This window comes from Mangrovibacter sp. MFB070, assembly GCF_000705335.1.
Lineage (GTDB): Bacteria > Pseudomonadota > Gammaproteobacteria > Enterobacterales > Enterobacteriaceae > Mangrovibacter > Mangrovibacter plantisponsor.
This window is the reverse complement of the sequence record NZ_JJMI01000039.1, coordinates 176,868-193,883: the sequence shown is the minus strand read 5'-3', so window position 1 is coordinate 193,883 and position 17,016 is coordinate 176,868. Positions and strand designations below refer to the sequence as shown.

16 protein-coding genes are annotated in these 17,016 nt (G+C 50.1%); 11 read left to right on the top strand and 5 right to left on the bottom strand.

The window, feature by feature from the left end:
* Positions 1 to 14 precede the first annotated feature (14 nt).
* The gene (gene marR, locus DT73_RS19105) at positions 15 to 449 is read right to left on the bottom strand and encodes a multiple antibiotic resistance transcriptional regulator MarR (protein ID WP_036113672.1); all 435 of its coding nucleotides are present in this window, start codon (positions 447 to 449) and stop codon (positions 15 to 17) included.
* Positions 450 to 682: 233 nt separating this feature from the next.
* Between marR and DT73_RS19100 the strand changes: the two genes are divergently transcribed.
* Positions 683 to 1,357 (top strand): MarC family NAAT transporter, encoded by a 675-nt coding sequence (locus DT73_RS19100; RefSeq protein ID WP_036113339.1) that lies wholly within the window; start codon positions 683 to 685, stop codon positions 1,355 to 1,357.
* Between the two features lie 69 nt (positions 1,358 to 1,426).
* Here DT73_RS19100 and DT73_RS19095 read toward each other — a convergent pair whose 3' ends face one another.
* The 3 genes from DT73_RS19095 to DT73_RS19085 form a co-directional block, all read right to left on the bottom strand.
* Entirely contained in the window at positions 1,427 to 2,623 is a 1,197-nt protein-coding gene (locus DT73_RS19095) for a sugar transporter (protein ID WP_036113336.1), read from the bottom strand.
* Positions 2,624 to 2,791: 168 nt separating this feature from the next.
* Complete coding sequence (locus tag DT73_RS19090) at positions 2,792 to 3,739, bottom strand: L-lactate dehydrogenase (protein WP_036113332.1); 948 nt, start codon at positions 3,737 to 3,739, stop codon at positions 2,792 to 2,794.
* A 75-nt stretch (positions 3,740 to 3,814) separates the two neighbouring features.
* Positions 3,815 to 4,672 carry a LysR family transcriptional regulator gene (locus DT73_RS19085; protein ID WP_036113327.1) on the bottom strand — a complete coding sequence of 286 codons (858 nt, stop codon included), beginning with the start codon at positions 4,670 to 4,672 and terminating at the stop codon, positions 3,815 to 3,817.
* A gap of 99 nt (positions 4,673 to 4,771) precedes the next feature.
* Here DT73_RS19085 and DT73_RS19080 point away from each other — a divergent pair, with 99 nt between their 5' ends.
* The 5 genes from DT73_RS19080 (at position 4,772) to DT73_RS19060 (ending at position 10,966) form a co-directional block, all read left to right on the top strand.
* Positions 4,772 to 6,160 carry an aldehyde dehydrogenase family protein gene (locus tag DT73_RS19080; RefSeq protein WP_036113325.1) on the top strand — a complete coding sequence of 463 codons (1,389 nt, stop codon included), beginning with the start codon at positions 4,772 to 4,774 and terminating at the stop codon, positions 6,158 to 6,160.
* Between the two features lie 284 nt (positions 6,161 to 6,444).
* Entirely contained in the window at positions 6,445 to 8,037 is a 1,593-nt protein-coding gene (locus tag DT73_RS19075) for a methyl-accepting chemotaxis protein (protein ID WP_036113323.1), read from the top strand.
* 45 nt (positions 8,038 to 8,082) lie between these two features.
* The gene (gene glsB, locus DT73_RS19070) at positions 8,083 to 9,009 is read left to right on the top strand and encodes a glutaminase B (RefSeq protein WP_036113321.1); all 927 of its coding nucleotides are present in this window, start codon (positions 8,083 to 8,085) and stop codon (positions 9,007 to 9,009) included.
* Between the two features lie 17 nt (positions 9,010 to 9,026).
* Complete coding sequence (locus DT73_RS19065; protein ID WP_051691474.1) at positions 9,027 to 9,419, top strand: DUF4186 domain-containing protein; 393 nt, start codon at positions 9,027 to 9,029, stop codon at positions 9,417 to 9,419.
* A gap of 125 nt (positions 9,420 to 9,544) precedes the next feature.
* Positions 9,545 to 10,966 (top strand): GGDEF domain-containing protein, encoded by a 1,422-nt coding sequence (locus DT73_RS19060; protein WP_051691473.1) that lies wholly within the window; start codon positions 9,545 to 9,547, stop codon positions 10,964 to 10,966.
* A 97-nt stretch (positions 10,967 to 11,063) separates the two neighbouring features.
* On the opposite strand, the gene DT73_RS19055 is transcribed toward DT73_RS19060, so the two are convergent.
* The gene (locus tag DT73_RS19055) at positions 11,064 to 11,966 is read right to left on the bottom strand and encodes a GntR family transcriptional regulator (RefSeq protein ID WP_036113319.1); all 903 of its coding nucleotides are present in this window, start codon (positions 11,964 to 11,966) and stop codon (positions 11,064 to 11,066) included.
* Between the two features lie 191 nt (positions 11,967 to 12,157).
* Here DT73_RS19055 and DT73_RS19050 point away from each other — a divergent pair, with 191 nt between their 5' ends.
* The 5 genes from DT73_RS19050 (at position 12,158) to DT73_RS19030 (ending at position 17,016) form a co-directional block, all read left to right on the top strand.
* Positions 12,158 to 13,609: a tagaturonate reductase gene (locus tag DT73_RS19050; protein WP_036113315.1), complete on the top strand. Its 1,452-nt coding sequence runs from the start codon at positions 12,158 to 12,160 to the stop codon at positions 13,607 to 13,609.
* 313 nt (positions 13,610 to 13,922) lie between these two features.
* Positions 13,923 to 14,849: an extracellular solute-binding protein gene (locus DT73_RS19045; protein ID WP_036113313.1), complete on the top strand. Its 927-nt coding sequence runs from the start codon at positions 13,923 to 13,925 to the stop codon at positions 14,847 to 14,849.
* Between the two features lie 17 nt (positions 14,850 to 14,866).
* On the top strand, positions 14,867 to 15,628 hold the full coding sequence (locus tag DT73_RS19040) for a molybdenum ABC transporter permease (RefSeq protein WP_036113665.1): 762 nt from the start codon (positions 14,867 to 14,869) through the stop codon (positions 15,626 to 15,628).
* Between the two features lie 335 nt (positions 15,629 to 15,963).
* Positions 15,964 to 16,362 (top strand): DUF350 domain-containing protein, encoded by a 399-nt coding sequence (locus DT73_RS19035; protein ID WP_036113309.1) that lies wholly within the window; start codon positions 15,964 to 15,966, stop codon positions 16,360 to 16,362.
* Between the two features lie 9 nt (positions 16,363 to 16,371).
* On the top strand, positions 16,372 to 17,016 hold the full coding sequence (locus DT73_RS19030) for a DUF1190 domain-containing protein (RefSeq protein ID WP_036113305.1): 645 nt from the start codon (positions 16,372 to 16,374) through the stop codon (positions 17,014 to 17,016).

Here is a 17,016-nt window from a genome sequence, read left to right as displayed (position 1 = left end):
TTCACCTCATCTGTTTAGAGCAGAATTTTTTTCAGCAAACATTCAAGTTGTGCAATTTCTTCTGCTGTCAGGTTTCTTGTTAATTCTTCATGCAGGTCGTGCCCCACTAAACGGTGGCAGTACTGGCACAACTCACGGCCTTCTTCCGTGAGCTCGACGATGACACACCGTTTGTCGTCAGGGTTCGGGCGACGTGATACCCAACCTTTACATGCCAGGCGATCCAGCATGCGGGTAAGGGCACCCATATCGACCGAGAGTGATTTACTTAAGTCTCCCGGTGTAATGGCCACTTCACAGAAGATGGAGCACAGCACTTTAAATTGCGGTGCAGTCACATCCTGCGGGGAGAGATACTCTGTTAACAGACGGTCTTTCTTTTGATTCACCAGGTGGATCAGACGGCCCAGCGGGATGATTTCATTGAACAGATCGCATGTCGTTTTCACATTCATTGCCCAGGCAAATAGATTAATCACGCGAGATACTATTGCCCAGGCAAGGATAAGTCAATCATATGGCGATCTGGATCACACAAAGTGCTAAAACGCTTAGTCTGATAAAAATATACATGAGTAACAATCATGGGCGAATGCTGTTATTAGCAGCGTATGTGAGCTAGCATTTATCTCTGATTTCATTAGATTAATCGCAAAGCATCAGATGGATAAAGGAACACAGAATGCTCGAACTCGTTAAAGCAGTCGGTATTGGGCTGGTCGTGTTATTGCCTTTGGCAAACCCTCTCACCACGGTAGCGCTGTTCCTTGGGCTGAGCGGGAATATGAATACCCAGGAGCGCCATCGCCAGTCACGCCAGGCCTCAATTAACGTATTTATCATTATGATGGTGGCCTGGTATGCCGGGCAGGTGGTGATGAATACGTTTGGTATTTCGATTCCCGGGTTACGTATTGCAGGTGGGTTGATTGTGGCGTTTATTGGCTTTCGTATGCTGTTTCCGAAAGAAAAGCCTCACGAAATTCCCGAGGCCAAATCCAAATCGGAGGAGCTGGCAAGAGACTCCGGGGCAAATATTGCGTTTGTGCCGCTTGCTATGCCTTCTACTGCCGGGCCCGGGACAATCGCCATGATAATCAGTACGGCATCTACTGTGCACCACACCACGGAGTTTCCCCACTGGGTGCTGGTGGTGGGGCCGCCAGTAACGTTTTTGTGTGTCAGCCTGATTCTGTGGGGCTGCCTGCGGGGCTCGGGTGCGGTGATGCGTATTGTGGGTAAAGGGGGAATTGATGCGATTTCCCGTGTTATGGGCTTTCTGTTGGTATGTATGGGCGTTCAGTTCGTGATTAATGGTGTTCTGGATATCATTCAGCATTATCCGGGGCACGTTTGATTACCAGCTCCAAATAAAACGCCCTGTTAAGCAGGGCGTTTTTACTTTCAGCGTTAAGCTACCAGGGCATTAATGGCTCGGCTGGTGCTCCAGGCTTTGCGGCCAGCGGCGGAAAATAACTACCGACCACACCAGCGCGGCAATGGCTGGTAGCGCACCCAGGTAGCCAATAGCCGACATAGACAAATGCAGGCTTATCTGGTTGCCAAGCAGTGCACCAGCACCAATACCAATATTGAAGATCCCGGAGAACAAGGACATTGCCACATCGGTGGCATCAGGTGCCAGCGCCAGAACTTTAACCTGCATACCCAGGCCGATAATCATAAAGGCGATGCCCCAGAACAGGCTCAGGATGATAAGCGCATTTGATGAAACGGATGCAGGCATCAGCAAGGCCAGGCAGCACACCAAAACCCCGATGGCGCTACTGACCAGGCCTGATGCATGCAGATTGCCAAGTTTGCTGAAAATGATACTGCCGATGATCCCGGCACCACCAAGAATCAACAACAACACAGTGGCGAAATTGGCGCTGAAGCCTGCAACTGTTTGTACAAAAGGCTCAATATAGCTGTAGGCCGTGTAATGTGCGGTAACCACAACCACAGTAAGAACATAAATGCTGACCAGCGCCGGGCGGCGGAACAAAACGGGCAGGCTTTTTAATGAGCCTGAATGCTCACTGGGCATACGTGGTAACAGTTTCATCAGGCACACCAGTGTAACTAACGCGCCAACGCCAATGGCAAAAAAAGTGGTTCGCCAGCTGAAGTACTGGCCAATGACGCGGCCGAGTGGCAACCCCAGTACCATGGCTAATGCGGTGCCGGTTGCCAGAAAGCTTAATGCCTGAGCCCGTTTCCCCGCAGGTGCCAGACGAATCGCCAGGGACGCCGTTATGGACCAGAAAATGGCATGAGCAAACGCGACACCAATACGGCTAATCACCAGCACGGTAAAGTTCCATGCCAGGAAAGAAAGCGCGTGGCTGGCAATAAACAGCAAGAAGATACCAATCAGTAACTTTTTGCGCTCCATCTGGCTGGTTAACAGCATAAAGGGCAACGACATCAGCCCGACTACCCAGGCATAAATTGTCAGCATTATCCCCACCTGAGCGGTGCTCATATTGAAGCTTTCGGCAATATCCGATAACAACCCAACAGGGACAAATTCAGTGGTATTAAAGATAAACGCGGCAATAGCGAGGGTCAGCACCCGTAGCCATGCAACACGGCGGGAAACAGTCATGGATGTGTTCATTGTTTGAGTCTGCGCAGGTGGTCCAATCAACGATGGGGCGATGATAAAACCAACAACGCAGGCGTACAAGCAGAATTGTGAGCTACATCTCTTTTTTACATTTCAATACAAGTGGGTTATCACACAATGGAACTGCCGGGGTTGCTATGTACCCGGCAGCCCTGGCAACTACTGCGGCAGGCGGGCTATGTTTGCCTGAATAATATGGGCGGCTGCGTCAAACTTAGCCTGTTCCTCTTCAGCCAGTTGCAGCTCAATAATTTGTTGCACGCCACTTTGTGCCAGTACGGCCGGAACACCAATGGCGATGCCAGTTTTTCCGTATTCCCCATCCAGTACACAGGAAATCGCCAGAGCCCGGTGGCTCCCGGTAAAAATATTCCGGCAGATTTCGGTAATGGTGCCGGCAATACCAAATTCGGTACAGCCTTTACCCGCATAAATTTCAAACCCCAGTTTACGCACTTTTTCGGCAATGGCGTTTGTGTCCAGCTCCGTGCCAGTACGGCGTTTCCACACATCGCCCACCGGCGAACCGTAAACAGAAGAATGCGACCAGACAGGAAACTGTGCGTCGCCATGTTCACCCAGGATGAAAGCATCAATACTCTGCGGGCCAATATCCAGCGCCTGAGCCAGAGTGCGGCGTAACCTGGTGGTATCGAGCCACACACCTGTGCCAATGACTTGCTGGCGGGGTAACCCGGATAACTGCCACACCTGCCAGGTAATAATATCGCAGGGGTTTGTGGCAATCAGGAAAATGCCGTTAAAACCATTGGACATCATTTCGGGAACTAACTGCTTCATAATACGGGCAGTATTGGTCAGTTCATCAAGCCGGGTTTGCCCGGGCTTGAGCGGCCCACCGGAAACGGTGATGACGGCGATATCCACATCAGCGCAATCGCTGGCATCGCGTTGGGTAATGGTCATCATACCGGGCATATACGCGGCGGCGTCGGACAAATCCTGGCAATGGGCTTCAGCCCGGGTTTTATTCAGGTCAACCAGAACCAGTTCTTCACAAATATTCTGGTTGAGCAACGCCCAGGCAGCGGCAGTGCCAACATTACCTGCGCCAATAATCATTACCTTACGGGGTTTGGTATTCATGTGAGTTCCGCAGAATTTAAACATTCAGCGCTACGTTACACCGCGCCTGGTGTGGCTAAAAATTATTTTTGCTTATCATGAAGGGCCCAGCAGGTTAAGCAATGCGCGCAATTGCGGAGTCAGGCTGTCTTTACGCCAGATTAGCGCTGTTTCGCGCCAGCGCCAGGCTTCACCCACCGGCCAGATATTCACCTGATGCGCACCCGGCATAATGGCCAGCATTGCTCTGGGGATCATAGCCAGGCCTGCACCGGCAATCACGCAGGCCAGGATCCCATGCCATGATTCCATTTCGTAGATATGCCCCGGACGGGCGTTATCAGCCTGAAACCAGGATTCGAAATGATGGCGGTATGAACAGTTGGCCTTGAATGCATACAAACTGGCACCATCCACCTCGCGGGCCCGGTGAACTGGGGGATGGCTCCCGGGGGCAATAATCACCATCTCTTCATTACACAATGGACGGTACTCAAGGGCCGGGTTTTTAAAAGGGACGTCGGTGAATGCCGCCGCTAACCTGCCATTGAGCACTGACTCAATCATGTCGCCGGAAGGGCCTGTGGTGAGCGTCAGTTGTACCGAGGGATAACGCTGGTTAAAACGCGCCAGAAGTTCCGGAATGCGAATGGCCGCGGTACTCTCCAGCGATCCCAGCGGTAACAGACCTGATGGCACATCCCCCGTTACGGAAAAGCGCGCTTCATTCGCCAGCGCGAGCAAGCGTTTACTGTACTGGTAAAAATTTTGCCCGGCAGGGGAAACGCGCAAACGTTGGTTCTCACGAATAAATAAATTCACGCCCAGTTCTTCTTCTAACTGGCGTATACGGGTGGTCAGGTTAGACGGTACCCGGTGCACCTGGCGGGCGGCTTCACTGATACTGCCCGTTTCGACCACACTGACAAACATACTGAGTTGGGTAAAATCCATAGCCTTTCTCTAAACGTGAATGGTTTCTTTATAATTATTCAGTTTTCATAATAACCAGGCAAGACTATTGTGGCCGGGTAGCAAACTAAGGAGCATCTTATGACCGCAATAAATTCCGATAGCCAAACCCGTGCCATCAACCCAGCAACTGGCGCAGTGCTTTCATCACGGCCTTATGCAAGCCAGGCGCATATAGAGCAGGCAATTGCCCAGGCATTCGGTGCCAGCAAAGTATGGGGCAACACGCCACTGGCACAGCGTGCAGCTGCAATTATTCGCCTGGCCAGTGCGCTGGAAAGCCAGGCTCAGGCACTGGCTCAGGCAATTACGCGTGAAATGGGTAAACCAATTCGCCAGGCCAGAGCGGAAGTGGCTAAATGTATTAACCTGTGCCACTGGTATGCAGAACATGGCCCGGTGATGCTGGCGAACCAGCCAACTCAGGTACCTGATCAGCAGGCTGAAATCGCTTTTCGCCCACTGGGGGTTATTCTGGCAGTGATGCCATGGAACTTCCCGCTGTGGCAGGTTTTACGCGGAGCGGTGCCGATGCTGCTTTCCGGAAATACCTATTTGCTTAAACATGCCCCCAACGTTCCTGCCTGCGCCGGGTTACTGGCTCAGGCATTTATTGATGCGGATTTCCCGGTGGGGGCTTTCGCAGAAATTAATGCCAGTAATGACGGTGTCAGTACACTGATTGCCGACCAGCGGGTAGCTGCTGTGGCCTTAACGGGGAGTGCGCGTGCTGGTGAGGCCATTGGTGCTCAGGCAGGCAAGGCACTGAAAAAATGTGTGCTTGAACTCGGTGGCTCTGATCCCTTTATCGTATTAAACAGCGCTAACCTGGATGACGCGGTAAGCGCTGGTGTGGCCGGGCGTTTTCAAAATACCGGGCAAGTTTGTGCCGCCGCAAAACGGTTTATCGTTGAAGCCGGTATTGCTGAGGCCTTTATTGAAAAATTTGTGGCTGCCACCCGTAACCTGGTAGTGGGCAACCCAGAAGACGAGCAAACCGATATTGGCCCGATGGCGCGTTTTGACCTGCGTGATGAACTGCATCGCCAGGTAGAAAACACCCTAAACCAGGGCGCAACCTGTGTTCTGGGGGGCGAGAAACTGCCTGGTGAGGGGAATTATTATGCCCCAACAATACTCACTGGTGTGACACCGGAAATGACGGCCTTCCAGGAAGAAATGTTCGGCCCGGTGGCGGCAGTAACCATTGCCCGTGACGCGGAACACGCGCTGGAGCTGGCAAACCTGAGCCAGTATGGCCTGTCAGCAACAATCTATGGTGATGAACAGCAGGCTTTGCAAATGGCCGAAAAACTGGAGTGCGGCGGGGTATTCATTAATGGTTACAGCGCCAGTGATCCACGGGTTCCTTTTGGTGGCGTAAAACGTAGTGGTTTTGGCCGTGAACTTTCACATTTTGGGCTTTACGAGTTCTGTAATATCCAGACTGTCTGGAAAAATCGCCACTAACGCTAGCTGATTGTGTTTATTACAACTTAATTAAAACGCCGGGAGTCAGCATTTTGCTTCCGGCAAAACCTGCTTCGGTTAATCTCCTGCATTTTACCCGTATATTAACTGTGTAATTTTTATTTATTCATTGATTTTAAATCACTTTTTATGTACCTGGTCAGCCTGCAGACTAATTTTGCGTGTGCTATCTGGCTTGCGCCAGGTTGTCACGAAAACGTCATCTTCCCCCGATACACTCACTGCATATTTCGCTTTATATTCTCTTTTTCTTAAGCTAAATCATGAAGATAAAATTAATAAAGGCATTACTGCCACAGCGATTTCATTTCCGGGGTATGGGTTTGCTCAGTGGCCTGGTTTGTGTCATTGGGCTGTTTTTGCTGGTTCAGGTGATATCCACCACCGGGCTGAGCTTACTGTTGGGCCAGGTGCGTGCTCAGGTTACCCAACAGGCGATTGATCAAAATGCCCAGCGCCAGATGGATGAAGCCCGTATTGGGCTTTTAACAGCCAGTGACCTGGTTAACCGCGCTGGTGTCTGGTTTATGCAGGATAAAGAAACCGGCTCAGTGGGCAGTTGGAACAGCCTGGCAGATGATGCGGCTTCGGCATTAAACGCCAGCCAGCAAGCCTTCAAATCTTTCCAGCAACAGGCACCTGGCACGCAGCAAAATAAGGCGCTTATCCAGAGTTATCAGCAATTTTATGGCGGGCTGAAAGAGCAGGTAGACAGCCTGCGGGAAACACAATCAATAGACAGTTTCTTTGCCGTGCCGGTACAGGCATTTCAGGCGCAATTTAACCAGGATTTTGCGCAATACAAAGCCGGTAGCGACCGGCAACGCCAACAAGGCGACAGGCAGTTACTGGCGGGGCTGAACCAAATGCAGACGCGCTCACTCAGTGCCCTGGCTGTGGTGCTGGTTGTGGCGATTTTTACTGGTAGCGGGTTGTTGTTTTGGGTTATTCGCCCATTACGGCGTTTGCTCCAACACCTTGACCGGCTGGCTGATGGCGATTTATCTGTGCTGCCAGCCACCCCGGTACGTTTTAACCGGGAAGTCAGTGAGCTCTGGCAACGGCTGATGGCGATGCAACAGGGGCTGCGGCAAGTGGTCAATGATGTACATAGCGCAACGCACAACATGGCCGGGCAAATTGCCGCTATGAATGATGAAAACCAGGTGTTATCCCTCCAGGCGACTGAGCAAAGCCACATGCTGACCAAAGTGACCGATGGCATGCGCCAGTTATCAGGCAGTGTGGATGAAAATACCCGTTTCGCGGGTATTGCGAACCAGCGTGCCGACGAAGCCCGTGATATCGCCCGTGGCGGTGACGAAATGATGCAGGCTGTTAACAGCTCTATGCAGGCAATTGAAGGGCGGTCTGACGAAATGCGCGGCATTGTCTCAATGATTGAAACTGTTGCCTTCCAGACAAATATTCTGGCGCTTAACGCGGCTATTGAAGCCGCCCATGCTGGTAACCATGGGCGCGGGTTTGCTGTGGTGGCAAAAGAGGTGGGTATCCTGGCACGTAAGAGTACGCACTCAACACAAACCATCCAGCAATTGATCAACCACTCCCTGGAAGGTATCTCTCAAGGTGCTGGCGCTGTGGCCCGCCTTGAGCAAAACCTTGCGTCAGTGACGCAACTGGTTACGGCGATGACCAGCCTGCTTAATGATATTGCCGCCGCGTCATTGCACCAGGGAGAGAATATCCAGATGGTCACAGGCCAGATAACCGCACTGGACGAAGTGGCTAACCGCACAGCGAGCCTGGTGCAACAAAGCCAGGTGGGTGTAAGGCGCCTTCATGAAGGCCAGCAGCAACTGACCACGGCCGTAGCGCGTTTTCGTTTAGCCTGACCCGGTGTATACTGCCCGCCACTTTTATTGGCAGAGGTGGCGGGCGTGGCGCAACACTTGGATAATCAGTTACTGGCACAGATACTTGATGCTGCGAGGCCTTTAATCGGCAAAGGGAAAGTTGCCAGTTATATCCCCGCTCTGGCCGAAGTTTCGGGGAATAAACTGGGTATTGCCATCACGACAGTTAAAGGGGAGCGTTTTCAGGCAGGTGATGCCAGTGAGCGTTTTTCGATTCAGTCGATTTCCAAAGTGCTCAGCCTGGTGCTGGCAATGACACGCTACGATGAAGACGAGATCTGGTCCCGGGTGGGTAAAGATCCTTCTGGCCAGCCATTTAACTCGTTGGTTCAGCTTGAGCTGGAACAGGGTAAACCACGTAATCCCTTTATTAATGCCGGTGCGCTGGTGGTTTGCGATATGCTGCAAACACGCCTGAGTTCACCGCGTCAGCGCATGCTGGAAGTGGTTCGTCTGCTCTCTGGCGTACCTTCACTCACCTATGATGAGCGTGTAGCCCGTTCTGAGTTTGAACATTCAGCCCGCAATGCTGCGATTGCCTGGCTAATGAAATCCTTCGGCAATTTTCATAATGACGTCACGACAGTGCTGCACAACTATTTTCATTATTGCGCCCTGAAAATGAGCTGTGTGGAACTGGCAGATACATTTATGTTTCTCGCCTGCCAGGGGTGTACACCCGCCTGGCCTTATCCGGTTCTGACACCACAACAAACGCGCCAGGTTAATGCGTTGATGGCAACGAGTGGCATGTATCAAAGTTCAGGTGAATTTGCCTGGCGAGTTGGGATCCCCGGGAAATCCGGCGTTGGTGGCGGCATCATTGCCGTGGTTCCTCATGAGATGTCAATTGCTGTATGGAGCCCGGAACTGGATGACTTTGGTAATTCACTGGCGGGGGCAGCGGTGCTGGAAAATTTGATTGCAGCACTGGGCCGTTCTGTTTATTAAACAATGGCATAAGTAAAATGGAATCCATGGAGTCACTTTTTCAGCGCCTTGGGCGTTCACAGTTTCGCAGCCGTTTTCGGTTGGGTGTGAAAGAACGTGAGTATTGTCTGAAAAAGGGGCCGGAGGTTGTGTGCCAGCACGCAGCAGATTTTATTGCGCAAAGGCTGGCTCCCGCCAGTATTCCTAATGACGGTAAACAAACTCCAATGCGCGGGCATCCCGTTTTTATCGCGCAGCACGCCACGGCGACCTGTTGCCGCGGGTGTCTGGCTAAGTGGTACGGGATCCCGGCAGGAATTCCGCTGACTGAAGAGCAACAGCACGACATTGTCGGTGTTATCTATTATTGGCTGCATTTACAAATGCTTCAGGAACCGGGTGAACCAGTGAACCAGAAAAAAACGCAGTAACAATGGTAATGTAACGAAAATAAATCGGATAAAACTGTTAAAATTTAGGTTATATTCGAGTTGTTTTGATTTGTATAGCGGCGGTGAAAACCGTAAAAGACGGGTTCTTAATTCGAAGTAAAATAATGGCGAAAAATCGGTTTCTTTCCCGGGAAAAGCCGCTCATCAGCGCGGTTTCTCTCTTTGTTATCACCACAGTATTTTACTTTTTCGGTGCCAGTTTACGAGTGGTGGAAGCGTTATCGCTTTTCTGGCCACTCAATGCGGTGCTGGCGGCTGTCTTTATTCGCTATCCTTTTCTGAATAATCCGTTTTATTACGCGCTGTGCTATGCGGCAATGATAATTTACGACGGTGTAACCACATCCTGGGGTACCGCATCGTTGCTGATTAACTTTTCCAACATGGTGTTTATTATTACCGTGGCGGTGCTGGTACAACGTGAAAAACGGCGCGCGACTACGACTTCGCCGCTGCCGGTTCATGCCCTGAGTCTGTTTAATTACTGTATTTTTGCTGCGGCACTCTGTGCCTTATTTGGCGCGGTAGGTTCAATGCCTGTCGATCGCCATGCGTTTTACCCGCTATTTGCAGACTGGTTCAGCGAACAGTTTTCCACTGGGGTGCTGATTTTGCCATGCCTGCTGTCTATGGCCCGCCCGCAATGGCCCAATCTGCGCATGGAAAACCTGTACCCGCTGCTTGGCGTAATTGTATGTATGTTGGCTTCAGTGGGTATTGGTGGTGCCGGAAGCCTGGCATTCCCGCTGCCTGCATTAATTTGGTGTGCCACGCGCTATCCACTGCCTTTTGTATGCCTGATTACACTGATAACCGGGATGACGGAAATTGTGCTGGTGGCGAATTCTATTATCGAAATCCATATGACATCGCCGCTGTATGTCAACCAGATGTTCTCCGCGCGCCTGGGGATTGCCACTATTGCATTATGCCCGTTGATGGTGTCTGTGAGTGTGGAAACCATTAATGCGCTGGTGCGTAAGGCATCGCGCCGGGCGGATTATGATTATCTGACACAAGTGCTCTCACGCTCAGGGATTTACGAGAAGCTGCGCAACGAATCAGACTGTATGGCTCCCAGTAACCGGCAACTGGCGGTGATGCTGCTGGATATCGACCACTTTAAAAATATCAACGACACATGGGGGCATGATTGTGGGGATAAGATCCTTGCTGAGTTTGCCGCAGTTGTGAACAAAGTGGTGGGCGATAAAGGCTGGTTTGCCCGTATGGGTGGGGAAGAGTTTGCGATTGTGTGCCCGGCGATGTCCAATGCTGAGGCCATTGTGCTGGGGCACCAGGTGCGGGAACGGGTGGAGCACCACCAGTTTGCCTGGAAAAACCATACTCACCATATCACGGTGAGCCTTGGCTTATCCTGGACTGCCTGTGCTGCTGCATCGCTGGAAACTTGCTTTAATGCGCAAATGACAGAAGCCGACCGCTACCTTTACCAGGCAAAACAACATGGGCGTAATCAGCTTTGTGCCCAAAATGTTCCTGTTATGAGCCGGGCTGCATCCTGATGTTGTGATGCCAGGTAGCAAGTTGTGACGTGGTAAGTTGTGACACTGTCACTTTTTGTGGGCTTTTCATATCACCTGGCTTGTGGCACACAGCGCTTTAGTTAACCGGCTGTAACGATGCAATCATGTTTACTTTGGCGGTATTCAGGTGATTACGTAATGCCCGTGATGCCGCTAAATCATCGCCACAAATCATAGCGCTGAGAATTGTCATATGCTCATCCACCGCAACAATATTCCGTTGTTTTAAATCACTTTCGTCCCACTGGTAGTGGAAGTGGAAAATAACGGAAATAATCTCGAGCGACTGGTTAAAAAAGATATTGTTTGCTGCAGAGAGCAACAGCGCGTGGAAATCACGGTCCAGTTCGGCAAACATACGGTAATTATCGCCAATCGTGCCACGCATTGTTCTGTGGCGGGCCAGGAGATCTCTTGCCTGCAGCCAACTGGGGTTATCGGCTGGCAGATTCATGAAACGTTGCAAAGAGTGGGTTTCCAGCATTTCGCGCAACTCAAAGAGCTGCTCTGCCCAGGCTTTATCAAACACTTTCATTCGCCACGTACCCCGGCGTTCACTTTCTGTCAGCGAATAACGGCTGAATTTAAGCAAGAATTCACGCACAACTATAGGGCTGACACCTGCCTGTTTTGCCAGCTCAACTTCAGTGAATTGGTCCCCGGCACGTAGCTGCCGTTGGTTAATCATGTGGTAGAACGTGCGTTCAAATATACGCTGCTGCGCTTCGGCGGGCACCCGGGTTTGCTGGTAGCCATCTTCTTCCAGCGGCATGCGGGCAATAATATATTGCCCTTGCTCCACTACCAGAACCTGGCGCAACACAAGGTGTTCCAGAATATGGCGCACAGTTGTGCGACTGATATTGAACATATCAGCCAGTGCGTTTTGCGAAGGTAAGGGCGATGCCAGATGCCCGCGAACCAGGCTTTCAATGAACTGATTAATGACGTTATGGCGCAGGTTTTGCGTCCGGCTCATGAGCAGTATCGTTTCAGTAAGAAAAAAACAATTAAATACCAATTAAAAACCACTTAGTGTGATGTGAATCACATTACCACACAAAGGAAGAGGGTATTTCAGGCCGGATCAGGTGAGATGTGCAACAGAAAGCGTAGCCGGTTATAGCCGGTTTACCAGACTCCATAGTTTGCATAATACAGGACTACATCGTGAAAACCCTTAATCGTCAAGATTTTCCCGGTAACGCTTACCCGGACCGTATCATCCAGTTTGGTGAAGGTAACTTTTTGCGTGCTTTTATCGACTGGCAAATTGACCTGCTGAACGAAAAAACTGACCTCAATGCCGGGGTAGTGATTGTTCGGCCGATTGACAGCAATTTCCCGCCGTCATTGAGCACTCAGGATGGCCTGTATACCACAATTATTCGTGGTCTGAATGACCGCGGTGAAGCAGTGAGTGAATCCCGCCTGATTCGTTCAGTAAACCGTGAGCTGAACGTTTACCAGGACTATGATGAGTTCCTGAAACTGGCTCATAACCCGGATATCCGTTTTGTCTTCTCCAATACCACCGAAGCCGGCATTGCCTGGCATGAAGGGGATAAATTTGAAGACGCACCGGCTGTCAGCTTCCCGGCTAAATTAACCCGCCTGTTGTTTGAACGTTTCAGCCATTTCAATGGTGCGCAGGATAAAGGCTGGGTGCTTATCCCTTGTGAACTGATTGATTATAACGGTGAAGCACTGCGCGAACTGGTACTGCGTTACGCCATTGCATGGAACCTGCCCACGGCATTCAGCCGCTGGCTGGAAGAATCCAATACGTTCTGCTCTACGCTGGTGGACCGCATTGTTACCGGTTATCCACGTGATGAAGCCAGTGCAATTGAAGAATCACTGGGTTACCACGACAGTTTCCTGGATACTGCTGAACACTTCTATCTGTTCGTTATCCAGGGCCCGCAATGGCTTGCCAAAGAGTTACGCCTCGACCAGTTGCCACTCAATGTGCTGATCGTCGATAACATTAAACCTTATAAAGAACGTAAGGTTGCTATTCTGAACGGTGCCCATACCGCACTGGTGCCGGTGGCATTCCAGGCCGGGTTAAATACCGTGGGTGAAGCCATGTCTGATGGTGAAATCTGCGCTTTTGTTGAAAACGCCATTCGCGAAGAAATTATTCCGGTGCTGGACTTGCCGCAGGATGAGCTGGAATCCTTTGCCCGCGCTGTTGTTGGCCGCTTCCGTAACCCGTACATCAAACACCAGTTGCTCTCTATTGCTCTCAACGGGATGACTAAATTCCGTACCCGTATTCTGCCGCAACTGCTGGCGGGGCAGGCAACTACTGGCAAATTACCGGCTCGCCTGACATTCGCTCTGGCTGCGCTGATTGCTTTTTACCAGGGTGAGCGTAACGGTGAAACTTATCCGCTGCAGGATGATGCTCACTGGCTCGACCGCTACCAACAATTGTGGGGCGGTGTGCGTGACAAACAAGTGACCGTTCGCCACCTGGTTGACGCCGTGTTGTCCGACAGTGACCACTGGGAGCAGGATTTAACTAAAGTTCCAGGTCTTGCAGACCAGGTTACCGCCAATCTGGAATCTATCCTGAAGCTGGGTATGCGTTCAGCGGTAAAACCACTGTGCTAATCGTGTAACCATAAGATTTATGCAACCCCGGTGCTGGCAGGCTTGGTTCCGGGGTTTTTTATTCGGTATGCTATAGTTACAACATACTTATTGATATAAGTAAAACCCCGAGCAGTAACACCGCAGCAAGGCTTTGCAGTGTTGTGAAGAGTAACGGGTAAAACATAATAACCTGTTTTTAATATGGTTAATTGAACTGGCTGGTTTTCAGAAAAATATTCAATAAATCATAAATACCTATGCATTTTCTCTTGTCCCTGGTGCTTAACAGGCGAATAATTCGTTATGTTATTAAATATATAGCGAGGGGATAATGAATAAAACATTTCGGCCACTGGCCTTATTAATTGGTTTTTGTATTGTGAGCACTTCTGCTATGGCATCGTCCGATATCAAAGTGACTTACGCAGGTTCTATGGGCAAAGTGATGGACCAAAAACTGGGGCCTGCGTTTGCACAACAGAACCATGTGCAATATCAGGGGCAGGGACAGGGCGCTTATGGCATGGCGCGTTTACTGGCGAGTAAAAAAGTGCAGGCAGACGTGTTTGTTTCCATCACTCCCGGGCCAATGCAAATCCTGAAAGATGCCGGGTTGATTGATACCGCTGTTCCCGTAGCGAGCACCAGTATGGTGATTGCCTGGAACCCGCACAGCCAGTATGCATCCCAGTTTGCTGCTGCCAGTGGTAAAGATGATTCATGGTTAAAAGTGCTGGCCGAACCTGGCGTGAAATTCGGGCGTACTGACCCGGACAGTGACCCGAAAGGCCAGAACATCGTGTTCACCTTGCTGTTGGCCGACAAATATTATCACCAGCCAGGTCTTGGTGAAAAAGTGATGGGCGGAGTGCAAAACCCGGCACAAATTCATATAGAAGGTGGGTTATTAACCCGGCTTGAAGGCGGCCAGGTTGATGCGGCAGCAGGCTACGAGAGCGAAGTGATTTCCGCCAAACTACCTTATGTGGCATTACCAGATGAAATTAACCTCAGTAATCCGGACATGGCTGCAAAATGGTATGACCAGGTGAGTTTCACCATCAAAGACAGTAAGGGCCAGGACAAAGTGTTGCATACGCAACCGTTAGTCTATTACGCCGCTGTTTTGAAAAATGCCCCGGATGGCGTGAAAGAAGGTGAGAAGTTTGTGCAGTTCATGCAGGGTAAACAAGGCCAGTCACTGTTCAAAGAGAGTGGCTATGCTTCACCTAAGGGTTCTGCGCTCTATGCTCAATGATTTTTTTAAGCACAACGATGCGCCGTAATCGTGTTTTTTGGTTGTCTGTACCGGCACTGGCTTTATTGCTGGTGCCATTTATTACGTTAATTACGCAAACACCATGGATGGGGTTTCATCTCGCCTGGGGCGACGGCGATGCGATAACCGTTTCTCTGACTCTGGGTATGGTGGCGATGGCGGTTATTGTTCTGGCCGGTACACCAGTTGCCTGGTGGCTGGCAAAAGAAGGTGGCCGTGTATCCAGAATTGCGGAGTTAATTGTGCTGGTTCCGCTGCTAACTCCACCACTGGCAATGGGCATTTTACTGGTTTCCGCCTGGGGGCCCTACAGCATACCGGGTTTAGCGCTTAGCCGTTTGGGGATGTCATTAGTGAATAACCCGGGGGCATTTGTGTTGGCTCAGGTCTATGGTGGGTTGCCGTATTTTATCATTGCTGCACGCTCTGCTTTTTATGGTGTGCCTCAGTCTATTTTAGAGGCCGGGCAAACACTGGGAGCGGGGCGGTGGCAACGGTTCTGGCATTTAGCTTTACCAATGGCAAGTAAAGGCCTTGCCAGCGCAGTGGCACTGGCGTGGGTAAGGGTAGTGGGCGAGTTTGGTATTGTGATGATTTTCGCCTTTTTCCCCCAGGGAATGCCGGTAAAACTGTATATCAACTTACAAAATGACGGGATCAATGCTGTCTACACACTGGTCTGGTTGCTGTTGCTGTTCACTCTACCATTGCCTTTATATTGCTTTTCACGGGCACGCAATGTATCTGGTGTGAGATAATTGTTATCTCCGGTTTATAATTCCATTTAAACTGTTATTTGTAGTGTTTTATAACAATTGTTTGCCATTACTTGCACAACTCTGAATGTGGGGCTTATTATTAAACAAGATGACTAAGCCCTATACTTTCTTCTTGATAGTTTCCACCTTTGCCTGAGGTGGTTTAAGCTTTACTCTGACCCGCCCCTGGCGGGTTTTTTGTTATTTGAACTCTGAGATGTATCTAAGGTAAATCTCATGATTATTCACCCGAGGTAAGCTACCCTGAGTGGTTTTTATTGATGTGAATTAGTGCCTGAGATAAGATTCATCAAATAATTAAAGGACTATAATATATGCATGTAATTGACTCGCTACTGGCTTTTTGTGCTTATTTTTTCATCGGTTCTGCTCTGGTTGTGTTATTTTTAAATGTTTACTCTAAAATAACTCCACATAATGAGTGGGTGCTGATCAAACAAGGAAATATGGCTGCATCGCTTGCTTTTAGCGGCGTGCTTCTGGGGTATATTATTCCGCTTGCCAGTGCGGCTATCAATTCTGTCAGTATTCCAGATTACTTGCTCTGGGCTGTAGTTGCCTTTATTGTCCAGTTGCTTGTCTACGTAGGTGTCCGGCTCTATATCTCTGAATTAAGTGAAAAAATAACTAATAACCATACTGCGGCAGGTCTGTTTATGGGAGCAGCTGCATTGGCCGGTGGAATTTTAAATGCGGCCTGTATGACTGAATAGTAGCAACTTATGTCTAAGAAAAGAAAAAGTAAACTGAGTAACAAGGGTACCGCACCAGGTCAATACGCAATTAGTTCTACTCGTGGTTCTGGGAATCCGTTCGAAAAAAAGAAAAGCCCCTATGCAGGAACATGCCTTAAATTAGCGATTATGGGCGGAGCGGCTTTTTTCGTTTTGAAAGGATGTACCGATACCGAGTCATCGGATAATGACGGTGATGGCGTATTTTATTCAACAGTACAAGATTGTATGAAAGACAATAATACACTCGATGTTTGTACTGATGCCTGGCTTAATGCTGAGAAATCTTTTGTTGGCGAAGTGCCTGGTAACCTGACGCTTGATCAGTGCCAGCAGCAGTTTGAAACGTGCCGTTTTGATTACCCCAGTTACAGCTGGGCACCAGTAATGGCGGGTTTCTTATTGAGTAAGCATGTTCGCAAGGACAAAGATGAAGATCATACCTACAGCAGTGGCGGGGGGACTTACGCATCACGCCCTGTCTGGAAAACAGCTGATCGCAGTTTTGCCTGGCATGTTGGCCGCGGGGCTGACAGTGAGCGGCGCGGAATGAAATTTTATACACGCAAAGTTGCAACTTTGTCTCGCGGTGGCTTTGGTCGCTCAGCCCACGGTGGGCACTGGGGAGGATAG

What these genes read in the sequence shown, in the direction of transcription:
- DT73_RS19030 (WP_036113305.1), top strand. Translation starts at nt 16,372, where the DNA reads ATGTCTAAGAAAAGAAAAAGTAAACTGAGTAACAAGGGTACCGCACCA.
- DT73_RS19040 (WP_036113665.1), top strand. Translation starts at nt 14,867, where the DNA reads ATGCGCCGTAATCGTGTTTTTTGGTTGTCTGTACCGGCACTGGCTTTA.
- DT73_RS19065 (WP_051691474.1), top strand. Translation starts at nt 9,027, where the DNA reads ATGGAATCCATGGAGTCACTTTTTCAGCGCCTTGGGCGTTCACAGTTT.
- DT73_RS19080 (WP_036113325.1), top strand. Translation starts at nt 4,772, where the DNA reads ATGACCGCAATAAATTCCGATAGCCAAACCCGTGCCATCAACCCAGCA.
- DT73_RS19085 (WP_036113327.1), bottom strand. Translation starts at nt 4,672, where the DNA reads ATGGATTTTACCCAACTCAGTATGTTTGTCAGTGTGGTCGAAACGGGC.
- DT73_RS19100 (WP_036113339.1), top strand. Translation starts at nt 683, where the DNA reads ATGCTCGAACTCGTTAAAGCAGTCGGTATTGGGCTGGTCGTGTTATTG.
- DT73_RS19095 (WP_036113336.1), bottom strand. Translation starts at nt 2,623, where the DNA reads ATGAACACATCCATGACTGTTTCCCGCCGTGTTGCATGGCTACGGGTG.
- DT73_RS19075 (WP_036113323.1), top strand. Translation starts at nt 6,445, where the DNA reads ATGAAGATAAAATTAATAAAGGCATTACTGCCACAGCGATTTCATTTC.
- DT73_RS19090 (WP_036113332.1), bottom strand. Translation starts at nt 3,739, where the DNA reads ATGAATACCAAACCCCGTAAGGTAATGATTATTGGCGCAGGTAATGTT.
- DT73_RS19035 (WP_036113309.1), top strand. Translation starts at nt 15,964, where the DNA reads ATGCATGTAATTGACTCGCTACTGGCTTTTTGTGCTTATTTTTTCATC.
- DT73_RS19060 (WP_051691473.1), top strand. Translation starts at nt 9,545, where the DNA reads ATGGCGAAAAATCGGTTTCTTTCCCGGGAAAAGCCGCTCATCAGCGCG.
- DT73_RS19045 (WP_036113313.1), top strand. Translation starts at nt 13,923, where the DNA reads ATGAATAAAACATTTCGGCCACTGGCCTTATTAATTGGTTTTTGTATT.
- DT73_RS19055 (WP_036113319.1), bottom strand. Translation starts at nt 11,966, where the DNA reads ATGAGCCGGACGCAAAACCTGCGCCATAACGTCATTAATCAGTTCATT.